Annotated in this window: 15 protein-coding genes; 12 read left to right on the forward strand and 3 right to left on the reverse strand. The window is 34.7% G+C overall.

Annotation, left to right across the window (positions count from 1 at the left end):
• Positions 1–43: 43 nt before the first annotated feature.
• Together VB776_RS09960 and VB776_RS09965 are read left to right on the forward strand one after the other, a co-directional pair.
• Positions 44–676 carry a glycosyl hydrolase 108 family protein gene (locus tag VB776_RS09960; protein WP_323328550.1) on the forward strand — a complete coding sequence of 211 codons (633 nt, stop codon included), beginning with the start codon at positions 44–46 and terminating at the stop codon, positions 674–676.
• The gene (locus tag VB776_RS09965) at positions 660–1,016 is read left to right on the forward strand and encodes a hypothetical protein (protein ID WP_323328552.1); all 357 of its coding nucleotides are present in this window, start codon (positions 660–662) and stop codon (positions 1,014–1,016) included. Before VB776_RS09960 ends, VB776_RS09965 begins: the two co-directional genes overlap by 17 nt.
• A gap of 117 nt (positions 1,017–1,133) precedes the next feature.
• Here VB776_RS09965 and VB776_RS09970 read toward each other — a convergent pair whose 3' ends face one another.
• Both VB776_RS09970 and VB776_RS09975 read right to left on the reverse strand, forming a co-directional pair.
• Positions 1,134–1,787: a hypothetical protein gene (locus tag VB776_RS09970; protein ID WP_323328554.1), complete on the reverse strand. Its 654-nt coding sequence runs from the start codon at positions 1,785–1,787 to the stop codon at positions 1,134–1,136.
• The gene (locus VB776_RS09975) at positions 1,784–2,611 is read right to left on the reverse strand and encodes a hypothetical protein (protein ID WP_323328556.1); all 828 of its coding nucleotides are present in this window, start codon (positions 2,609–2,611) and stop codon (positions 1,784–1,786) included. The genes VB776_RS09970 and VB776_RS09975 overlap by 4 nt, the downstream gene beginning before the upstream one ends.
• A gap of 362 nt (positions 2,612–2,973) precedes the next feature.
• Between VB776_RS09975 and VB776_RS09980 the strand changes: the two genes are divergently transcribed.
• The 8 genes from VB776_RS09980 to VB776_RS10015 all read left to right on the forward strand — a co-directional run bounded on the left by VB776_RS09980 (position 2,974) and on the right by VB776_RS10015 (position 16,008).
• A complete protein-coding gene (locus tag VB776_RS09980) occupies positions 2,974–5,439 on the forward strand; it encodes a type I restriction-modification system subunit M (RefSeq protein ID WP_323328558.1) in 2,466 nt (821 codons plus the stop codon).
• A gap of 56 nt (positions 5,440–5,495) precedes the next feature.
• The gene (locus VB776_RS09985; protein ID WP_323328562.1) at positions 5,496–6,722 is read left to right on the forward strand and encodes a restriction endonuclease subunit S; all 1,227 of its coding nucleotides are present in this window, start codon (positions 5,496–5,498) and stop codon (positions 6,720–6,722) included.
• A gap of 53 nt (positions 6,723–6,775) precedes the next feature.
• Positions 6,776–9,859 (forward strand): type I restriction endonuclease subunit R, encoded by a 3,084-nt coding sequence (locus VB776_RS09990; RefSeq protein ID WP_323328564.1) that lies wholly within the window; start codon positions 6,776–6,778, stop codon positions 9,857–9,859.
• Position 9,860: 1 nt separating this feature from the next.
• On the forward strand, positions 9,861–10,577 hold the full coding sequence (locus VB776_RS09995; RefSeq protein WP_323328566.1) for a M48 family metallopeptidase: 717 nt from the start codon (positions 9,861–9,863) through the stop codon (positions 10,575–10,577).
• Between the two features lie 235 nt (positions 10,578–10,812).
• Positions 10,813–11,631, forward strand: coding sequence for an SDR family NAD(P)-dependent oxidoreductase (locus VB776_RS10000; RefSeq protein WP_323328568.1), 819 nt, complete (start codon positions 10,813–10,815; stop codon positions 11,629–11,631).
• Positions 11,632–11,952: 321 nt separating this feature from the next.
• On the forward strand, positions 11,953–12,966 hold the full coding sequence (locus VB776_RS10005; protein WP_323328570.1) for a zinc-binding alcohol dehydrogenase family protein: 1,014 nt from the start codon (positions 11,953–11,955) through the stop codon (positions 12,964–12,966).
• Between the two features lie 12 nt (positions 12,967–12,978).
• Positions 12,979–13,875: a helix-turn-helix domain-containing protein gene (locus VB776_RS10010; RefSeq protein ID WP_323328572.1), complete on the forward strand. Its 897-nt coding sequence runs from the start codon at positions 12,979–12,981 to the stop codon at positions 13,873–13,875.
• Between the two features lie 219 nt (positions 13,876–14,094).
• Complete coding sequence (locus VB776_RS10015; RefSeq protein ID WP_323328574.1) at positions 14,095–16,008, forward strand: YgiQ family radical SAM protein; 1,914 nt, start codon at positions 14,095–14,097, stop codon at positions 16,006–16,008.
• A 212-nt stretch (positions 16,009–16,220) separates the two neighbouring features.
• Here VB776_RS10015 and VB776_RS10020 read toward each other — a convergent pair whose 3' ends face one another.
• The gene (locus tag VB776_RS10020; protein WP_323328576.1) at positions 16,221–17,396 is read right to left on the reverse strand and encodes an ATP-binding protein; all 1,176 of its coding nucleotides are present in this window, start codon (positions 17,394–17,396) and stop codon (positions 16,221–16,223) included.
• Between the two features lie 455 nt (positions 17,397–17,851).
• Between VB776_RS10020 and VB776_RS10025 the strand changes: the two genes are divergently transcribed.
• On the forward strand, positions 17,852–18,265 hold the full coding sequence (locus VB776_RS10025; RefSeq protein WP_323328578.1) for a hypothetical protein: 414 nt from the start codon (positions 17,852–17,854) through the stop codon (positions 18,263–18,265).
• Positions 18,266–18,425: 160 nt separating this feature from the next.
• Complete coding sequence (locus VB776_RS10030) at positions 18,426–19,511, forward strand: efflux RND transporter periplasmic adaptor subunit (RefSeq protein ID WP_323328580.1); 1,086 nt, start codon at positions 18,426–18,428, stop codon at positions 19,509–19,511.
• Positions 19,512–19,536: the final 25 nt, after the last annotated feature.

Here is a 19,536-nt window from a genome sequence, read left to right on the forward strand (position 1 = left end):
AGGCTTTCTGCTTTGATAATTTCGTTAGAAAATCATCAAGCCTATGAAAAAGCTTCTTTTGTTACTCTTGTTTATGTTAAAAAGTAATATCTCTTTTTGTGCAGATTTTAAGCTCTTTTTCCCAAGACTTATTCGTCTTGAAGGGGTGCTTTTTACCATTACTCGTTATGATTTGGGCGGTGCTACCAAATTTGGTATCACGCTAAAAAGCTTTCAGGCTTTTTGTAAACACCAGTCTATCGAAATACTGATTTGTGATAAAGATGGTGATGGTTTAGTAAGTGTAGAAGATTTACGTTTGATTGTTTTACAGGATGTCAAGCAAATTTATCTTAATGCCTATTGGCATCAAATGCGAGCGGATGAAATTCACTCTCAAGCCCTTGCAGAGCTATTGGTCGATATGGTCATTCACGCAGGAATGGGCTATCAAGGAGCACATATCAAGGCTTTACAGCATATTTTAGGCATTAAAGCAGATGGTAGGATGAATCATCAAACGATAGAGGCGTTGAATCGTGCCGATGAAAAATTAGTGTATCATGCTTTGTATCAGTATCGGAAAACTTATTATCAAAAGCTTGCCCAAGTGAAAAACCAAAACGTATTTCTGAAGGGTTGGCAACATAGAATACTCACTTTACAAAACCTTCACCGTCATGCACAACTTATCTAAATCTCAGCTTTTAGGCATTGTGATGTTATGTCTAATGCTCGCCACTAAAGCAATGTCTTTTTTAGTACAAAGTACTAATCATCATCCTTCTGATAAGATGATACTAACTAAAGTAGAAGAAATTGCTCATTTAAGGCATGAACTCGCAGGGCTAGATAGCTCACAGTTTGGTTTATGTGATACTTGTGTGGCATCGTATCGTTCAGCCATTGCAGAAAATAGGTTAGTCGCCCAAGAACTTAGCCGACAAAATCTATTATTACAAACAAAGGTTTTAGCAATGAAGACGTTGAATCTTAGGGTGGATAGTTTGTTAAGGGTTTATAGGGAAGACGATTAAGAAATACTCAGCTATTAAAAATTGGAGATATTTATCATAAAAAGCAGTCTAACATTTAAATAAACTGCTCTTTATGATTTTACAATTCAAATTAGGACATCTTCTTAGTATTTAAACTTATGCAAGTTGTTTTGTTTCCCATTCAAATAATTTATTATTTGCAATTATTCTATTAATAAATGTTCCATAAGATTTAAACGTGTTATTATCAGAATTACCCCTAATGTGCATCAATAAAGCCCTACCGTTAGCATCTTTCCATAGAATACCAGAGTCTCCATCTTCTGTTGAGCCTTCAATTATCTCTATTTCTGCGTCAAATAGATTATGACTACCCGTATAAAAAACCTTAGAAATTTGACCGACAATACGGCTTTCGTTTATCACACTATATCCAAAAACCATTTCATTTTCCATTTCAGTTAATATTTTCATTTCGAGGAAGTGACTAATAGGGATTTCGTTCAAATTTTTTTCTACTCTCTCTAAGAGGGAAGGATTTAATTGGAAAAATGCGAAATCTAATACTCCAAAATCTCTATCAGTCGCATTTCCTCTAGAATATATTCCTTCTTTGGTTATACCGAATTCTACCCACTTTTGTTGTTCTTCATCTCTAATATCTACAATATCATCAAATGGGTCGATTTGTCTATTACTACCACTTAAAACATGAAATGCAGATAAGCCTACAATCGAACCATCGGGTTTTGATACAAAACCTGCTAAAGCTCCTACTTTCGAGCCAACTTTAATTCTTACAAAATTCATGGCATGTTTACTTTATGTAATTCTGTTTTGCCGTTAGCTATTACAATTTCATAAATCTCAATGGCTGTGGTATCTGTTTTCGCTGGAGCTGGGGAAAGAATATTTAGTGCCTTTTCTAACTCTTTTTTATAGGAATCAATTTTACTATTATAATCTTTAGCTTTTGGAGAATCAGATGTCGTTTTTAACTCATCAAGGAGATTGTCCGCATTTTTAAATGATATAACAATTGATGGTATATCTTTAGGTTTGCCACCATTAAGTTTTTTTTGTGCATTCTCCAAAGTATCTGCCAAGCTAACTACTTTATTATTTTGAGGCTCAGAAAGCAATGAATTCTTTTCCCCTTTTATTTTTTGAAATCCATCAACAATAGGTATTATAATTTTTACTGCATTTTGCATACTAGTAATATCACCATCTTCTTCTTTTTCCTTTTCAGTAACTTCCTTAACAGTTTTATATGCTGAGCCTACCCCACTAACAAGGCTACTGATAGCTGTAAGGGTTTCTGGTATTTTTGTGTCTGTAGTGACTCCATAAGAAGTTATTATCCCATGTTCTAAACTTAGTTTTAAATCACTAGAACCAAAGCCTGATTTTATTTTTGCAAATTTTGACTTTTCAAAATCAGGCAAGTAAACAATTGTACTTTTAATGGCAACATCCTTGGCTGGACTTTTTTCAACAATTAAATATGGCTTTGGAGAATAAAACTCAATGCCAGATTCATTTTTGAGTTCTTTATCACTGTAAAATTTTACGCTTGCACAGCTCGATGACAATAGTAAAATTACTAGAAGGGAAAAAAATTGATTTTTCATGTTATTTGGTTGTTTAAAATGTTAGTAATGTGCTTTTTATGAAGAGTATTATCTTTTCTTCTTTGAAAAGGAGCCCATTCAGTTAAAGTTTAAGGCTATTTGCACCAGTAAAGTAAATCTGAGTTAAACTTAATTTATTATTTAAAATGAGCGGTCTTAATTGGTGATAATTGAAAGAAAAACTTATTATTCGGTAAGGGGGAAAGAAAGTTAATGGAGGATTAGTGTTTTTATGGAGGATTTACATCTAGGTAATTAACCGTTGGGAAAAGTGCCTAAAAGCCAATCCTCCAATTATGGTCTTGCCTTTTTTTGTTTTACTTTTGAGATAATTAAACAAAAAAGTATTCAAAAATTTAAAAATGGCGATTAAAAAATCTGAACTGTATAGTTCTCTGTGGGCAAGTTGTGATAAGTTGAGGGGGTCAATGGAACCAAGTCAGTATAAAGATTATGTGTTGATTTTACTCTTCGTAAAATATGTTTCTGATAAATACGCTAATGACCCCTATGCTCTGATTGTTATTCCCGAAGGCGGTAGCTTTAAGGATATGCAAGCTTTAAAAGGACAAAAAGATATTGGCGAAAAGATTGATATGGCTATCAGTGCTTTAGCCAAGCAAAATGACTTAGAAAATGTTATTGATGTTATTAGCTTTCAGGATGAAGAAAAATTAGGCAAAGGGAAAGAAATGGTGGACAAGCTTACTGACTTGATTACTATTTTTGAAAATCCTGCTCTTGATTTTAGTAAAAACCGTGCTGAGGGAGATGATATTTTAGGGGATGCCTATGAATATTTGATGCGTCATTTTGCCTCAGAAAGTGGTAAAAGTAAAGGTGAGTTTTATACACCGACCGAAGTAAGTCGTGTGATGTCAAAAGTGATTGGTATCGATAAAGAAGCCCAAAGAAAACTTACTATTTATGACCCTACTTGTGGCTCTGGCTCTTTATTATTAAAAGTTGCTGAAGAAGCTGGAGAGTATGGCGTTACCATTTACGGACAAGAAAAAACAGTTGTAACGGCTGCTTTGGCACGTATGAATATGATTCTGCATAATAACTCAGAAGCTAATATTCAAAAAGGACAAAGTACTATCTCTAATCCTTTGCATACTGAAAATGATGGAAGCCTAAAAACATTTGATTACGTAGTGGCAAATCCTCCTTTTTCTTCTAAAAATTGGATGGACGGATTTAATCCTTATGATGATTTTTATTTGCGTTTTGAAGAAGGTCATATTCCCCCAGAAAAAAATGGTGATTATGCCTTTCTTTTACACATCATCAAATCTTTAAGAAGTACAGGCAAAGGAGCTTGTATTTTACCTCATGGGGTGTTATTCCGTGGTAATGTTGAAGCTACGATTAGAAAAAGCCTTATCGAACGGGGTTATATCAAGGGAATCATTGGCTTACCAGCAAACCTTTTTTATGGTACAGGTATTCCAGCTTGTATTATCGTGGTTGATATGGAGTCAGCCAATTATTCTTTTGGGCTGTCGCAGGCTGAAAAGGGGATTTTTATGGTCGATGCCAGCAAAGGATTTATCAAAGATGGTAATAAAAACCGCCTTCGTGAGCAGGATATTCATAAAATTGTTGATGTTTTTAATAAACAAATTGAAATCCCGAAATTCAGTCGTTGGGTGAGTTTAGCAGAAATTGCTGACCCTAAAAATGATTATAACCTAAATATCCCTCGCTATATTGACAGCCAAGAAATTGAAGATATTCAAGACATTGAAGCTCATTTAATAGGAGGTATTCCCAATGTTGATATTGATGATTTGAGTGATTATTGGACGGCTTATCCTACACTTAAAAACGATTTGTTCTCAGCAAGTAATCGAAAAGGATACAGCGACTTGAACATTGCCAAAACAGCCATTAAAGAAACCATTTTTTCACATCCTGAATTTGTGCGGTTTAGCCAAGAAATGGATACTTTGTTTGATGGTTGGAAAACCAATAATACAATATTCTTGAAAGGATTAAATGTTGGTATCAAACCCAAAAAAATCATTCATCGGGTATCAGAAGATATATTGCGTACTTATACCGATAAACCATTGATGGATAAATACGATGTATATCAGCATTTGATGAACTTTTGGAATGAAACCATGCAAGATGATTGCTACCTAATAGCAGTAGATGGCTGGAAAGCTGAACCTTATAGAATTATTGTAACCAACCCAAAAACAGGAAAAGAAACCGATAAAGGTTGGGAATGTGACCTTGTACCCAAATATTTGGTAATCAACCGCTATTTTTTAGCAGATAAGCAAGCCATTGAGCTACTAGAAGCTAAAAGAGAAGCAACTGTTACCGCAATCAGTGAAATAGAAGAAGAACATAGTGGCGAAGATGGATTTTTTACTGAAATGGATAAAGTAAATAAAGCCACTATTACAACGGCATTAAAAACAGTAAATAACAAACTAAAAAACAAAAAAGAGGATAGTATTTTATTGGAAAAGAAACAGGTTTTTGAAAAGTATTTAGCCTTGACGGATGAATATACTGAACTTAATAAAAAGATAAGAGAAGAGGAAATAGCACTCGACCTAAAAGCTTTAAACCAATACAAAAACCTAAGTATTGAAACCATTCAACAATTGGTAGTAGCTGATAAATGGATGGCAAGTATTGAAAATAGCGTAAAAAGCGAAATGGAAAGGATTAGCCAACGCCTGACTTTACGGATAAAACAATTGGCTGAACGCTACGAAACCCCAATGCCAAAGCAATTGATTGAAGTAGCCGAACTTGAAGCTAAAGTAAATGCCCATCTTGAAAAAATGGGTTTTGCTTGGGACTAATTAAGGGGAAAACTCCAATATTGGTTTAATTAATAAGGCTAAAACAAATTATAAAAATGAATAACACCGTAGTACATACTTATAAACAGACAGAAATTGGCATTATTCCTGAAGATTGGGAAATTGGGAATATGCTAACTAATTCAACTCTAAAAGCAAGAATTGGTTGGCAAGGATTAACAACCTCAGAATATTTAAAAATAGGCAATTTTTATTTAGTAACTGGTACTGATTTTTTTGATGGTAAAATCAAATGGGAAACTTGCCATTTTGTTGAAGAAATCAGATATACACAAGATAGAAATATCCAATTAAGAGATAATGATATTTTAGTTACCAAAGATGGGACAATTGGCAAAGTTGCCTTCGTTGATAAATTAACACTTCCAGCAACACTTAATAGTGGTGTTTTTGTAATAAGACCCAAAAACAACGCATATTTACCTCATTTCCTATTTTATATATTAAAGTCATTTTATTTTGATAATTTCTTAAATCAACTTGTTGCAGGCTCAACTATTCAACATTTGTATCAAAAGGATTTTGTTACATTCAACTTTGTAATACCTCCTTTAGCCGAACAAACAGCCATAGCAACAGCCTTATCTGATGCAGATGCTTTGATAGGTAGCTTAGAAACGCTAATTGCTAAAAAGCGAAATATCAAACAAGGTGCTATGCAACAATTACTTCAACCTAAAGAGAGTTGGGAAGTGAAGACTTTGGGGGAGATTGCAAATGTTGTGGGCGGTGGAACACCAAGTACTTTTGTTTCAAGCTATTGGAATGGAACAATAAACTGGTTTACCCCAACAGAAATAGGGGATAAAAAATATATTTATGAAAGTTTAAGGAAAATCACAAAAGAAGGATTTATAAATTGTTCAGGCAAAATGTTACCTAAAGGAACTGTTTTGCTAACAGCAAGAGCAAGTATAGGAGACATAGGAATTTTAATGAATGAAGCGTGTACAAATCAAGGTTTTCAATCTTTAATTGCAAAAGATGGATATAACAATGAATTTATATATTATTTACTCACAACTTTAAAAAATGTTTTATTGCAAAATGCAAGTGGAAGTACATTTTTAGAGATAAGTCCTAATAAAATAAAACAAATTGAAGTTAGCGTGCCAAATATCAATGAGCAAATTTACATAGCTAAAATATTAGGTGATATGGATTCACAAATCCAATCATTGGAAACTAAATTAGAGAAATATAGGAATATCAAGCAAGGAATGATGCAGAATTTACTTACTGGAAAGATAAGATTGATTTAAGCCTTTTTGCATACCATTAATAGTGATACAAACCATTAAAAACCTTTTTAACAATGAAAGTCGGAAGCAATGAACGCAGTACCCAAAACAGAATCGTTCGCTTATTTCAAGAACAATTGGGCTATGCTTATTTAGGTAATTGGGAAGAGCGAGAAAACAATAGCAATATTGAAGAAAGCGAACTCAGGAAGTATCTACAAACACAGTATAGCGATGAATTGCTTAGTAAAGCCCTATTTGCTCTTAAAAAAGAAGCCAATATGAATTCTTCCGACGACCTCTATACTATCAATAAAGCTGTTTATTCAATGCTCAGGTATGGCACTGCCCAAAAAGTGGAAGCCCTGAGCAAGCCCGAAACAGTGCATTTTATTGATTGGGAAAACCCCGAGAAAAATCATTTTTCCATAGCCGAAGAAGTAACTATCAGAGGCGAAAAAACAAAAAGACCAGACATCGTACTCTATATCAATGGTATCGCCATTGGTGTATTAGAATTAAAAAGGGCAAGTATTCCTGTGAGTGATGCCATCCGTCAAAATTTAGCCAATCATAGCCATCTTTTTATCAAACCTTTTTTCTCTACCATTCAGTTAGTCTTAGCGGGTAATGATAGTAATGGTTTGTATTATGGCACCAGCCTTACCCAAGAAAAATACTTTTTGAAATGGAAAGAAGATAATGATGGTTATCGTTCGGATGAAATAATTTTAGACAAGCACATCCTTCAATTTTGTAATAAAAAGCGATTATTGGAAGTTGTAAACAATTTTATCATTTTTGATGGAGGCGTTAAAAAGTTGTGTCGCCCAAACCAATATTTTGGTATCAAGGAAGCACAGAAATATATCAACCGACAAGAAGGCGGTATTATTTGGCATACACAAGGCAGTGGCAAGAGTTTAACAATGGTTTGGTTAGCCAAATGGATATTAGAAAACAAACCAATGGGAACAGACCAAAGGTTGCTAATTGTAACCGACCGCACAGAATTAGACGAGCAGATTGAAGGTGTATTTGTGGGCGTAGGCGAAAGCATTGTACGAACTAAAAGCGGAGCCGATTTAATTAGTAAACTCAATGCCCCTTCTCCACGTCTATTGTGTAGTCTGGTTCATAAATTTGGAAATAAAGACGAAAGTACAGCCAATCAATTTGTAAAAGAGCTTCAATATGCTACTGATTGCCGACCAGTGGGTCAGTTTATTGTTTTTATTGATGAATGTCATCGTACACAAAGTGGCGACCTACACGATGCCATGAAAAAACTATTGCCAGAAAACACAATTTTCATCGGCTTTACAGGCACGCCACTTCTTAAAAGAGATAAAAAGAAAAGCTTAGAAATTTTTGGGCGATATATTCATACCTACAAATTTGATGAAGCTGTAAAAGATGGAGTTGTATTAGATTTATTATATGAAGCACGTGATGTTGACCAGCACGTATTAGACCAAAAAGGCATTGATGAGTGGTTTGAATTAGTTACTAAAGGCATGAACGACCTCCCCAAGGCTGAACTCAAACAGCAATGGGGAACTATGCAAAAAGTATTGAGTACAAAGAGCCGTTTAGAGCGAATAGTTTTTGATATTAAAAAAGACTTTCTCAGCAAACCACGCTTAAAAAATGGCAGAGGCAACGCTATTTTAGTAGCCAGAAGTATTTATGAAGCTTGTCGTTTCTATGAACTCTTTCAGAGTTTTGGCTTAAAAAAATGTGCCATCATTACCAGTTTTGTGCCTAATGAAAACAGCATTAAATTAGAAGAAACAGGAAACGGAGAAACACAGAAAAGAGAGCAGTTTGAGATTTATCAAAGGATGCTCAGAGATTATAATTTTAAAGAAGCAGATAGTTTTGAGGCATTTGCGAAAGAAAAATTCAAGAAAGAGCCAGCCAATATGCAACTTTTGATAGTAGTTGATAAGCTCTTAACAGGCTTTGATGCCGTACACTGTACGTATTTGTACATTGACAAAAAAATGCAAGACCACGGGCTTTTTCAAGCAATTTGTAGAACCAATCGTTTGGGTAAAGAAGAAGAAAGTGACCCCTATTTTAAAGAATTTGGCTATATCATTGACTATCAAGATTTATTTGACAGTCTAAATCAATCTATACACGATTATACTTCAGATGCCTTTGATGATTTTGAACCCGAAGACATTCAAGGATTATTAACTGACCGTTTGGTAAAAGCTAAAGAACGCCTAGAGGATGCACTGGAATCTTTGTATCAATTATGTTTAGAAGTTGACGTTCCTAAAGAAAATGAACAGTATTATCACTTTTTCTGTGGCGACCCATCAAACAAAGACGACTTAAAATCAAAAGAAGACAAACGACTAACTTTTTATAAATTGGTAGTAGCATTAATTAGAGCTTACAACAATATTGCTGCCGAAATTATTGAGGCTGGTTACTCTGAAAAAGAGGCTCAAGAAATCAAACAACAAGTAAATTATTATACAGAATTACGGAATAGTATCAAGCATTATAGTGGAGATTATATTGACTTAAAGCAATTTGAGCCAGATATGCGTCAGATGTTGGATATGTACCTAACAGCCGACCCCAGTAGAGTATTATCAAATTTAGGCGAGGCAACGCTCTTACAACTAATAGTAGAAAGTGGTATAGATGAGGCAGTTCAACAATTACCGCAAGGTATTCAAGGCAATAGGACATCTATGAGTGAGACCATTGAAAATAATATGCGTAGAACGATTATACAGGAAATGCCTGTCAATCCAGCCTATTATGAAAAGATGAGTCTTTTACTCTTAGAACTTGTTAGACTCCGAAAGGAAGGAGCAATTAATTACGAAGAGTTATTAAAACATTATGAAGATTTAGCTCAACAGTTTTATCCAAACGCAAAAAAGACATACCCTGAAAAGTTAGACACTAAACCTAAGCAAGCATTATATGACAACTTAGATAAGAATGAGGATTTAGCCATTTTACTTGATGATAAAATACGTAAAACAAAAGATGATGATTGGAGAGGTACACATATCAAAAAAAGGAAAGTAGAAATCATCATCAAACAAACATTGCATAGTGCTGGAATAACAGATGATACAGAGGTAAAAAGAATTTTTGAGTTAGTGTTAAATCAAAGAGAATACTAAAATGTACCAGATAAATTTAAGTGATTTCACAATTGATGTTGTTCGGAAAAACATTAAGAATATGCACCTGTCTGTTTATCCACCAACAGGTAGAGTAAGAATAGCCGCACCACTTAATATAGATGACGAAGCTGTAAGGCTTTTTGCTATCTCAAAATTGGGATGGATAAAACGTCACCAACGCAATTTCGCCAAGCAAGAAAGACAAAGTCCCAGAATATATAAAACTCGTGAAAGTCACTATTATCAAGGGAAAAGGTATTTATTGAAAGTAATAGAACATGAAGCCCCCAACAAAGTTCTTTTAAAGAATAGAACTTACTTAGAATTATATGTACGACCTGATACGAGTATTCAGCAACGTCAAGCCATATTGAATGAATGGTATAGAACAGAATTAAAAAAACTGGTTCAGCCCATTATTGACATCTGGGAAAAACGTATGGGCGTGCAAGTAGAAGATTGGCAAGTAAAGCAAATGAAAACAAAATGGGGAACTTGCAATATCGAGAAAAAACGGATATGGTTGAATCTTGAATTAGCCAAGAAACCCATCAATTGTTTAGAGTATATTATTGTTCATGAAATGGTACATTTATTAGAGAGACATCATAACGATAGGTTTCTTTATTATATGGATACCTTTTTACCTAATTGGAAACAACTGAAAAGCGAATTAAATACTTTACCCGTTAGCCACGCAGACTGGGAATATTAATAAATTACACTACTATGGATATTAAGAAAAAAGTAGTTCTCCCCTCTATACAAGGAACTTGTTTGTTCCTATGCTTTCCTCATCTTCCCTGAGTTTCACTCAGGGTTATTTATGTTGTAGGTCAGAATATAGCCAAACAAGTGCTACGTCATTTTGTATCATAAGTACAGACTTTTGTATAAGCCTTAGCGGAAAGGCGTCGCTTAACTTTGTCACATCAAAAAAAAACAAAAATATGACAAAGACGATTTTAATTACAGGTGCTTCTCGTGGATTCGGGAAAATATGGGCAAAAGCATTTTTACAAAATGGCGATAACGTAATTGCTACTGCCAGAAACCTACAAGATTTAGCAGATTTATCTGAAGAATTTGGAAGTCAAATCCTTCCGTTACAATTAGATGTTACCAATCGTGAACAAGTTTTTGAAGTCGTTTCAAAAGCACATGCACATTTCGGACAAATTGATGTATTGATTAATAATGCAGGTTATGGTTTGTTTGGAGCGGTAGAAGAGGCTTCAGAACAAGAAGCTAGACAACAAATGGAAGTAAATTTCTTCGGTTTACTTTGGGTAACGCAAGCCGTTTTACCGTATATGCGTACACAAAAAAGTGGGCATATCATCCAAGTAAGTAGCGTCTTGGGCATCTTTACCTTACCAACTTTAGGACTTTACAATGCTTCAAAATTTGCCGTTGAAGGTTTAACAGAAACTTTAGCGAGCGAAGTAAGTGGTTTCGGGATTAAGGTTACTTTGATTGAACCTAACGGTTACGAAACCGATTGGGCAGGTGCTTCATCAGCACAATCAGCAAGTATTGAGGCTTATGATGAGATGAAAACTGCTTTCCAAAGTACTTATAATCCTGATAATTATGGCGTTCCGAGTGCTACTGTTGATGCTGTTTTGGCATTAGTGAACAGTCCAACGCCTCCATTGCGTCTTTTCTTGGGTAAAATTGGTTATCCTGTTGCCAAAGCAGTTTATGAGCAACGTTTAGCTACATGGGATGCTTGGAAAGAAGTAAGTACTACAGCTCATGGCAAGTAGCTGAACATATCAGCATAAAAATTCGTTAGAATCTTAACATAAGTCTTCCCGAATTTTCTCACAAAATAGTGCGTTTAGTGGATGAATTGATAGGTTATTCTACTTATTATTATTGTATAGTCCTTACTTTTCTTGTCTTGATACAAGAAAAGTAACAAAAGAAAATCAAGAATTCCTAAACTCGCTATCGCTCAAACAGTAGGAATTCGTTGCCCATCAATCATAATAAAGCAATCAAAATTAGTTCTTTGACCGCTTTATTTGAAATTATTGAAAATTCGGAATAACTTATAAGCTATAAGCTCCAAAAAACAGATAACCATGAAAGCAGTTGGATTTAAAAGCTCTCTTCCTATCGTAGAAGAAAATAGTTTTATTGACTTTGAAACAGATAAACCCGTTCCAGTACAACATCAATTATTGGTAAAAATCAGGGCGATTTCGGTGAATCCTGTAGATTTTAAAATCAGACAGAGTGCAGCCAAAGATACGGTTTTAGAACAGCCAAAAATCATTGGTTGGGATGCCGTGGGTACGGTAGAAGCTATCGGTGAAAATGTTAGCTTATTCAAAGTGGGTGATGAAGTTTATTATGCGGGTGACCTCACTAAACAAGGTTCTAATGCTGAATATCAAGTAATTGATGAAAGAATTGTAGGCAAAAAACCAAGTACTTTGAGCGACGAAGCTTCGGCTGTGATTCCATTGACCGCCTTAACTGCATGGGAAATTTTATTTGATAGAATGCGATTGAGTCTTGAAAAAGATAAAGGCAAAAGCATTTTAATCATCGGTGGTGCTGGTGGTGTGGGTTCAATTGCGATACAATTAGCCAAAAAATTACTTGGCTTAACAGTGATTGCAACGGCTTCTCGTCCTGAAAGCATTGCTTGGTGTAAAGAAATGGGTGCAGACGTAGTAGTCAATCATCAAGATTTAGTCAATGAAGTACGCAATGAAGGCTTCCAATTTGTTGATTTTATCCTCGATTTTGTAGATACCAATTTTTATTGGGATAGCATGGCGGAACTCATTAAACCACAAGGACATATTGCTTCTATTACAGGAAGCGCTGTTCCTGTTTTGCTGAATAAACTCAAATCAAAAAGTGTTAGTTTCTCTTGGGAATTAATGTACACTCGTTCAATGTTCCAAACTGAAGATATGATTGAGCAACATCATGTTTTGAATAAAGTAGCTGATTTATTGGATGAAGGCGTATTGGTCGGTACTTTAAAAGAAACACTTCATGGATTATCAGCGGATGTCTTGAAAAAAGCACATACGCAATTAGAATCAGGAAAAACAATTGGTAAATTAGCCATCAAATTTTAACCCTCAAAAGGCATGAACCATTATAAAACGATTTCGGAATTACATCAAAAAAGTGGTTATCCTTTACCAGAACACCCAATGATGAGTCTGCTGACTTGTCAGGAACTCACTACTTGCTCTTGGGGAGGAAATAAATTCACAGGTGATTTTTACATGATTTCATTCAAAAAAATCAAATCTGGTACTTTTAGCTATGGTAAAACCCATTATGACCACGATAATGGTTCAATGTCTTTTGTAAAACCACGACAAGTTGTAGAAATCAATAATGTAGCATTGTCGGAGAAATCTTTTGTAATTTTTATTCATGAAGATTATCTGTTGGGTCATCGACTACACAACGAAATCAAGGAGTATCATTTTTTTGATTACGAAACTAACGAAGCCTTGCATTTATCGCCTTCAGAAGAACAAACGATATGGGAACTCTATCATAAAATAGATGCTGAATATAAAAACAATCAAGATGAATTTAGTAAAGAAATCATTCTGACACATTTTGATTCCATCTTAAAATATGCACAACGTTTTTATAAAAGACAGTTTATCACCCGCACGACATTATCGGGAACGATGGTTTCTAAATTTAATAAAGTATTGAATCATTATTTTGAAAGTGGGCAATTACAAATAACAGGCTTACCTACCGTTAGTTCCATGGCGGCAGAACTAAATACTTCTGCTCGTTATTTAAGTGATTTGTTAAAACAAGAAACTGGCAAAACTGCTTTAGACCATATCCATATTTACTTGATTGATGAAGCTAAAAATCTGCTTTTGAGTAGCGATAATACCATTGCAGAAACAGCCTATCAATTAGGTTTTGAAAACCCTCCCTACTTTACCCGACTATTTAAAAAAGTAGTAGGCGTTACTCCTGTTCAGTTTAAAGATTTAAGTATGAACTGATTTTCAGCTATGGCTCATTACTCTGGTAAATGTCCACGAAACAAATTTCCTTCCAAAACAGTTATTGGCATAACAAGAATAAAGTATTTGCTATAATTGACAGACAATTCTGGTTAATAAGCTGATTATAAATTCAATAGCCGTTAATTAAGAACAGTATCTGCTTAATTATTGAAAAAAAATGATTTTTATCATTCCTTTCTTGTGTAATTTTGTATCATGATTGAAAGACCAATAACTGACTGGTTGCCTCTGACCAAAAAAGAGGTAGAAAAACGTGGATGGGACGAATTGGATGTAATTCTGATTTCGGGAGATGCCTACGTAGATCATCCTGCCTTTGGAACGGCTGTAATTGGGCGTATCATCGAAAGTGAGGGTTTCAAAATTGCGATTGTGGCTCAACCTAACTGGAAAGATGATTTACGTGACTTTAAAAAATTAGGAAAACCAAAATATTTCTTTGGCGTAACGGCTGGCTGTATGGATTCGATGGTGAATCACTATACTGCCAATAAACGTTTGCGTTCAAACGATTCATATACGCCAGGTGGCGAAGCGGGCTATCGTCCTGATTATGCTACTACTGTTTATACCAAAATCTTAAAAGAGCTTTATCCCGATGTTCCAGTATTAATTGGCGGTATTGAGGCTTCACTTCGCCGTGTTACGCATTACGATTACTGGCAAGATAAATTGTTGCCTTCTATCCTATTCGATTCTGGAGCAGATATGTTGGTTTATGGGATGGGCGAACAACCACTCCGTGAGATTTTGCGTTTGGTAAAACAAGGTGTTCCATTAGATACTATTCGTAATGTCAACCAGATTTCTTACTTACAACCTGCTTCTGAACCGCTTGGAGAGTTCAATAATTGGGATACTGTTGAAATTTCAAGTCATGAAATTTGTTTGAAGGATAAACTCAAATACGCTGCCAATTTCAAAGTAGTAGAAGTAGAATCGAATAAATGGCAAGCGAATCGTATTATTCAGAAAGTAGCTGATAAAACATTGGTAATTAATCCTCCTTTCAAAACTATGGAGGAAAAAGAAATGGATATTTCTTTTGATTTACCTTATACTCGAATGCCACATCCGAAGTATAAAAAAAGAGGACCAATTCCATCTTACGAGATGATTAAGTTCTCGATTAATATGCACCGTGGATGTTTTGGTGGATGTAGTTTCTGTACAATTTCGGCACATCAGGGTAAATTTATTGCTTCTCGAAGTGAAAAATCAATCATGAAAGAGGTTGATCAAATTGTGAAACATCCTGAATTCAAAGGTTATATTTCAGATTTGGGCGGTCCTTCGGCAAATATGTACCAAATGAAAGGAAAAGATGAATCGATTTGTAACCGTTGCCAAAGTCCAAGTTGTATTCACCCTGTCATTTGCTCGAATTTAGATACTTCGCATACTCCTTTGACGGAAATCTATAAAAAAGTAGATGCTCACCCAAGTGTCAAAAAAGCGTTTGTAGGTTCAGGTGTTCGTTATGATTTATTGGTGGATGATTTCAATAAAAATAACCAAGATGGCAACCATGATGTTTACATGGAACAATTGGTTACTCGCCACGTTTCTGGTCGTTTGAAAGTTGCTCCAGAACATACTTCAGATGCTACTTTACGAGTAATGCGTAAGCCTTCGTTTAAGTATTTCAGAAAATTCAAGGAAAAATACGATAACATTCAGGCAAAACATAACTTAAAACAGCCTTTGATTCCATACTTTATTTCTTCTCACCCAGGTTGTGAAGAAGCAGATATGGCAAATCTTGCTGCTGAAACGAAGGATTTAGGTTTTCAACTAGAACAAGTACAAGACTTCACTCCTACCCCGATGACGGTTGCCGAAGTAATTTATTATTCTGGCGTGCATCCTTATACTTTATTGCCGATTAAAACAGCCAAAACGAAGGAAGAAAAGCAAAATCAGAACAATTACTTCTTCTGGTACAAACCTGAATTTAAAGATTGGATTCGTAAGCGTTTGCACAAACTCAATCGTCCAGATTTAGCTGACCGATTGTTAAAAAGTCAAAAACAAGCAGCCATCGACAAAATCATCGGTGAAAGCGAATCAGCAAAAGCGAAAAAGAGAAAGAATTATTTTAAGCGATAGACATTGGTAGATATGAATTTTGAGTTATGAATTATGAAATTTCATTACACAAAATTTATTTCTTATAAACCCAAAAGCGGTCGGAAATTCAGTTTCCGACCGCTTTTTGATTTTAAAAATTAGAGATGATTCATGTTTCAAGTATTCGTACAAAATTATTTTAAGAGTTTAAAATCGTTAGCCAATTGATATTCAAAGTTTTAAACTCGTAATTAACCTTGTAATTCTTTCATCAAATCTACCAAGGAAATAGTTTTGACTCCTTCAGCAGAAGGGTAGCTTTCTTTTCCGGGATACACTACGTAGCGTTTTGTAGCTTTTATGTCTTCACAGCCCAAATAAAAACCTTTAGAAACCGTAGGTGCTAAAGACCGTTTTATTTCAATGGCATATCTTTCTTGATTGTTGATTTCAATGACCAAATCTATTTCTGCCCCTGCTGAAGTACGGTAAAACCAGAATGATACGCCTTGAGGTAAGCAAGCAATGATATTTTCTATAACGAAACCTTCCCAACTTGCCCCAACAATTGGATGCCCCAACAAATCCTCTTGCGTAGTAAGATTTAGCAAAGCATGAGTCAGTCCACTATCACGAATATATACTTTGGGCGTTTTGACTAATCTTTTCCCAACATTTCCAGACCACGGCAGAATAGTTCTGACAAGAAATAAATCTTCTAATAATTCAATATATCTTTTTACAGTTGGAATGGTTATTCCCAAACTTGCTCCTAATTGTGCTGTATTTAATTGTCCTCCTTGATGATGTGCCAACATTGTCCATAACCTCCGTAATGTTACAGCAGGAATCCTTGTTCCCAATTGTGGAATATCTCTTTCCAAATAAGTACTGATAAAGTTTTGTCGCCATCTAAAACTGGCAGCGTCTGTTTTTGCAAGAAAACTATCTGGAAAGCCACCTTTAAGCCAAAGCATATCAATACTGGTTTGGCTTAGAGAATTAACTTCTAAAGCTGTCAGACCTGTCAATTCTTTGTAAGCAATCCTTCCAGCCAAAGATTCCGAAGACTGTTTTAAAAGGTCAAGTGATGCAGAACCTAAAATTAGGAATTGAGCAGTTCTGAAACCTTGCCTTCTTCGGCGGTCAATCACTCCTCTTAATATGGCAAATAGTTCTGGTACACGCTGAATTTCATCCAAAATAATAAGTTTCCCCTTGTGTAATTCAAAATAGGCTTCTGGGTCATTTAACTTTGCTTGGTCAATAGGGCTTTCCAAATCAAGATAAATCGGTTCAGGACTTAATGATGATGCTATTTCTTCGGCAAGGGTTGTTTTCCCAACCTGTCTGGGACCCAAAATACTTACTGCTGGAAATTCTTCGAGCAATTCAATGATTTCAACTTGGCTATTTCTCGCAATCATCCTTGTAATTATAATATTGTAATTTATATTTGCAAGGACAAATATATTAAAATAATTATAATCAGTAGCCGAATGAACGAAAAACTACCTAAATATTAAAAGATACAAAGTTTTCCCTAGGTGTTTTTAAAGATGCTGAAATTCAAGTGATTGAACATAAAATATTTGAATCTACGGCTAAAAAAGGAAATACTTTTTACGCTATTGAATGTTTGAAAAGAGGTTCGCCTATTATAAGGTATCGTTTCGCATCCGAGATAAAAAACGCTAATCATTAGGCTCAATTTTTGAAGCAAATTTGTTTCATAAAATTGAGCCTATTTTTTGAACAAGACAATCTTTTATTTAAATTATATATGATAATATATGAAAAATAAAAGAACTTTTGCAATTAATTGAAAATTTAAGATTAAAAGTTTTGTATGATTAGTCAACGTAGATTACCTTAGCCGTCGATGATAAAGGCAGTATTAAAATATCTCTTCTCAATCAGCATTCTCTTGTTGGCACTAAGTAATCAACTAAGTGCTAAAACAAACAGAGAAAGTGCCTTTATTGCCCCTCATAAACACATTATTTTTGGCAATCAACACCAAGGAATTGCCAATATCTTCACCAGTGTTTCATTTGATAATCGTGAAAATTTATTTTATGATTATGAAGAAGAACACGAAGAAGATGAAGAGAAAAGCAGTATTTCTCAGAAAAAAAATACTGTAAATCCTTACGTTGCTGCTGCCCCTTTTTATAATTGGTACGCAAAACTTTTTTTAGTCCTCAATACTTCTCAAGTCTTACATTTCGGTAAGCATTTTTCACATTATCCTCTTTACAAATTATTCATCGTATTCAGTGTATTCAGAATATGATACCAATACTTTAGTGACAATCTGATATTGCACTAACCATCTCCTCATTCAATTTTTGCTCACATTATCACATTAATAGGCTTTCAATTAGCGCTATGCGTTTTTATTGTACCCTATACATTCTAAAATTTCCGTAACTATATATTTTAAGAAAATGATCATGAAAAAAAATCTCATCATCATGAGCTTGGGTGCTTTGTTGTGCTATACAAGCTGTGAATCTAAAAAAGATGAAGAAAAAAAGGAAGAATCTAAGCTATTGGTTACCAGTCCTATCCTAAAAGATACTACTGTTACGAATGATTATGTTTGTCAGATTCATGCTATTCAGCACATCGAACTAAGAGCATTAGAAAAAGGCTATTTAAAACAAATTTTTGTAGATGAAGGTAAGTTTGTTAGAAAAGGTCAGCTTTTATTTCAAATTCTACCTGTACAATACCAAGCAGAAGTACAAAAAGCAGAAGCAGAAGCCAATTTTGTAGAAGTTGAATACAAAAACACAAAATTGTTGGCAGACAGTAACATCGTATCACGCAACGAGTTAGCCTTAGCAAAAGCCAAATTAGATAAAGCAAAAGCTGAGTTAGCTGTCGCTAAAGTACATCTTGGTTTCACCGAAATCAGAGCGCCTTTTGATGGTATCATCGACCATTTTCAAGTAAGATTAGGAAGCCTTTTGAATGAAGGCGATTTACTTACAACGCTTTCAGACAATAGTAAAATGTGGGTTTATTACAACGTTCAAGAAGCTGAATATTTGAATTATAAATCCACCACACAAGGCAATAAACTGATGACGGTAAACCTGTCGATGGCAAATCATCAATTATTCGACCATCAAGGCATAGTGGAAACCATTGAAGCTGATTTCAATAACGAAACAGGTAACATTGCTTTTAGAGCCACATTCCCGAATCCAAAAGGATTATTACGTCATGGTGAAACTGGTAATATACAAATGGTTGTGCCTTTCAAAAATGCTTTGATTATTCCTCAAAAAGCCACTTTTGAAGTATTGGAAAAGAAGTATGTTTTTGTGGTAGGAAAAGACAATATCGTGCATTCAAAAGAAATCACTATCAGTGCTGAAATGCCTGATTTATATGTAGTTGAAAGTGGTATTTCAGCAAATGACAAGATATTACTTGAGGGAATTCGTAAGGTAAAAGACAATACTAAAATAGTATATGACTACGAAGAACCACAAAAAGTTCTTGCCAATTTAAGAGTATATGCTGAGTAGTAATAACGATTCAAAAAACTAATAA

It is taken from the genome of Arcicella gelida (assembly GCF_034931025.1).
Lineage (GTDB): Bacteria > Bacteroidota > Bacteroidia > Cytophagales > Spirosomataceae > Arcicella > Arcicella gelida.

What these genes read in the sequence shown, in the direction of transcription:
- VB776_RS09960 (WP_323328550.1), top strand. Translation starts at nt 44, where the DNA reads ATGAAAAAGCTTCTTTTGTTACTCTTGTTTATGTTAAAAAGTAATATC.
- VB776_RS09965 (WP_323328552.1), top strand. Translation starts at nt 660, where the DNA reads ATGCACAACTTATCTAAATCTCAGCTTTTAGGCATTGTGATGTTATGT.
- VB776_RS09970 (WP_323328554.1), bottom strand. Translation starts at nt 1,787, where the DNA reads ATGAATTTTGTAAGAATTAAAGTTGGCTCGAAAGTAGGAGCTTTAGCA.
- VB776_RS09975 (WP_323328556.1), bottom strand. Translation starts at nt 2,611, where the DNA reads ATGAAAAATCAATTTTTTTCCCTTCTAGTAATTTTACTATTGTCATCG.
- VB776_RS09980 (WP_323328558.1), top strand. Translation starts at nt 2,974, where the DNA reads ATGGCGATTAAAAAATCTGAACTGTATAGTTCTCTGTGGGCAAGTTGT.
- VB776_RS09985 (WP_323328562.1), top strand. Translation starts at nt 5,496, where the DNA reads ATGAATAACACCGTAGTACATACTTATAAACAGACAGAAATTGGCATT.
- VB776_RS09990 (WP_323328564.1), top strand. Translation starts at nt 6,776, where the DNA reads ATGAAAGTCGGAAGCAATGAACGCAGTACCCAAAACAGAATCGTTCGC.
- VB776_RS09995 (WP_323328566.1), top strand. Translation starts at nt 9,861, where the DNA reads ATGTACCAGATAAATTTAAGTGATTTCACAATTGATGTTGTTCGGAAA.
- VB776_RS10000 (WP_323328568.1), top strand. Translation starts at nt 10,813, where the DNA reads ATGACAAAGACGATTTTAATTACAGGTGCTTCTCGTGGATTCGGGAAA.
- VB776_RS10005 (WP_323328570.1), top strand. Translation starts at nt 11,953, where the DNA reads ATGAAAGCAGTTGGATTTAAAAGCTCTCTTCCTATCGTAGAAGAAAAT.
- VB776_RS10010 (WP_323328572.1), top strand. Translation starts at nt 12,979, where the DNA reads ATGAACCATTATAAAACGATTTCGGAATTACATCAAAAAAGTGGTTAT.
- VB776_RS10015 (WP_323328574.1), top strand. Translation starts at nt 14,095, where the DNA reads ATGATTGAAAGACCAATAACTGACTGGTTGCCTCTGACCAAAAAAGAG.
- VB776_RS10020 (WP_323328576.1), bottom strand. Translation starts at nt 17,396, where the DNA reads ATGATTGCGAGAAATAGCCAAGTTGAAATCATTGAATTGCTCGAAGAA.
- VB776_RS10025 (WP_323328578.1), top strand. Translation starts at nt 17,852, where the DNA reads ATGATAAAGGCAGTATTAAAATATCTCTTCTCAATCAGCATTCTCTTG.
- VB776_RS10030 (WP_323328580.1), top strand. Translation starts at nt 18,426, where the DNA reads ATGAAAAAAAATCTCATCATCATGAGCTTGGGTGCTTTGTTGTGCTAT.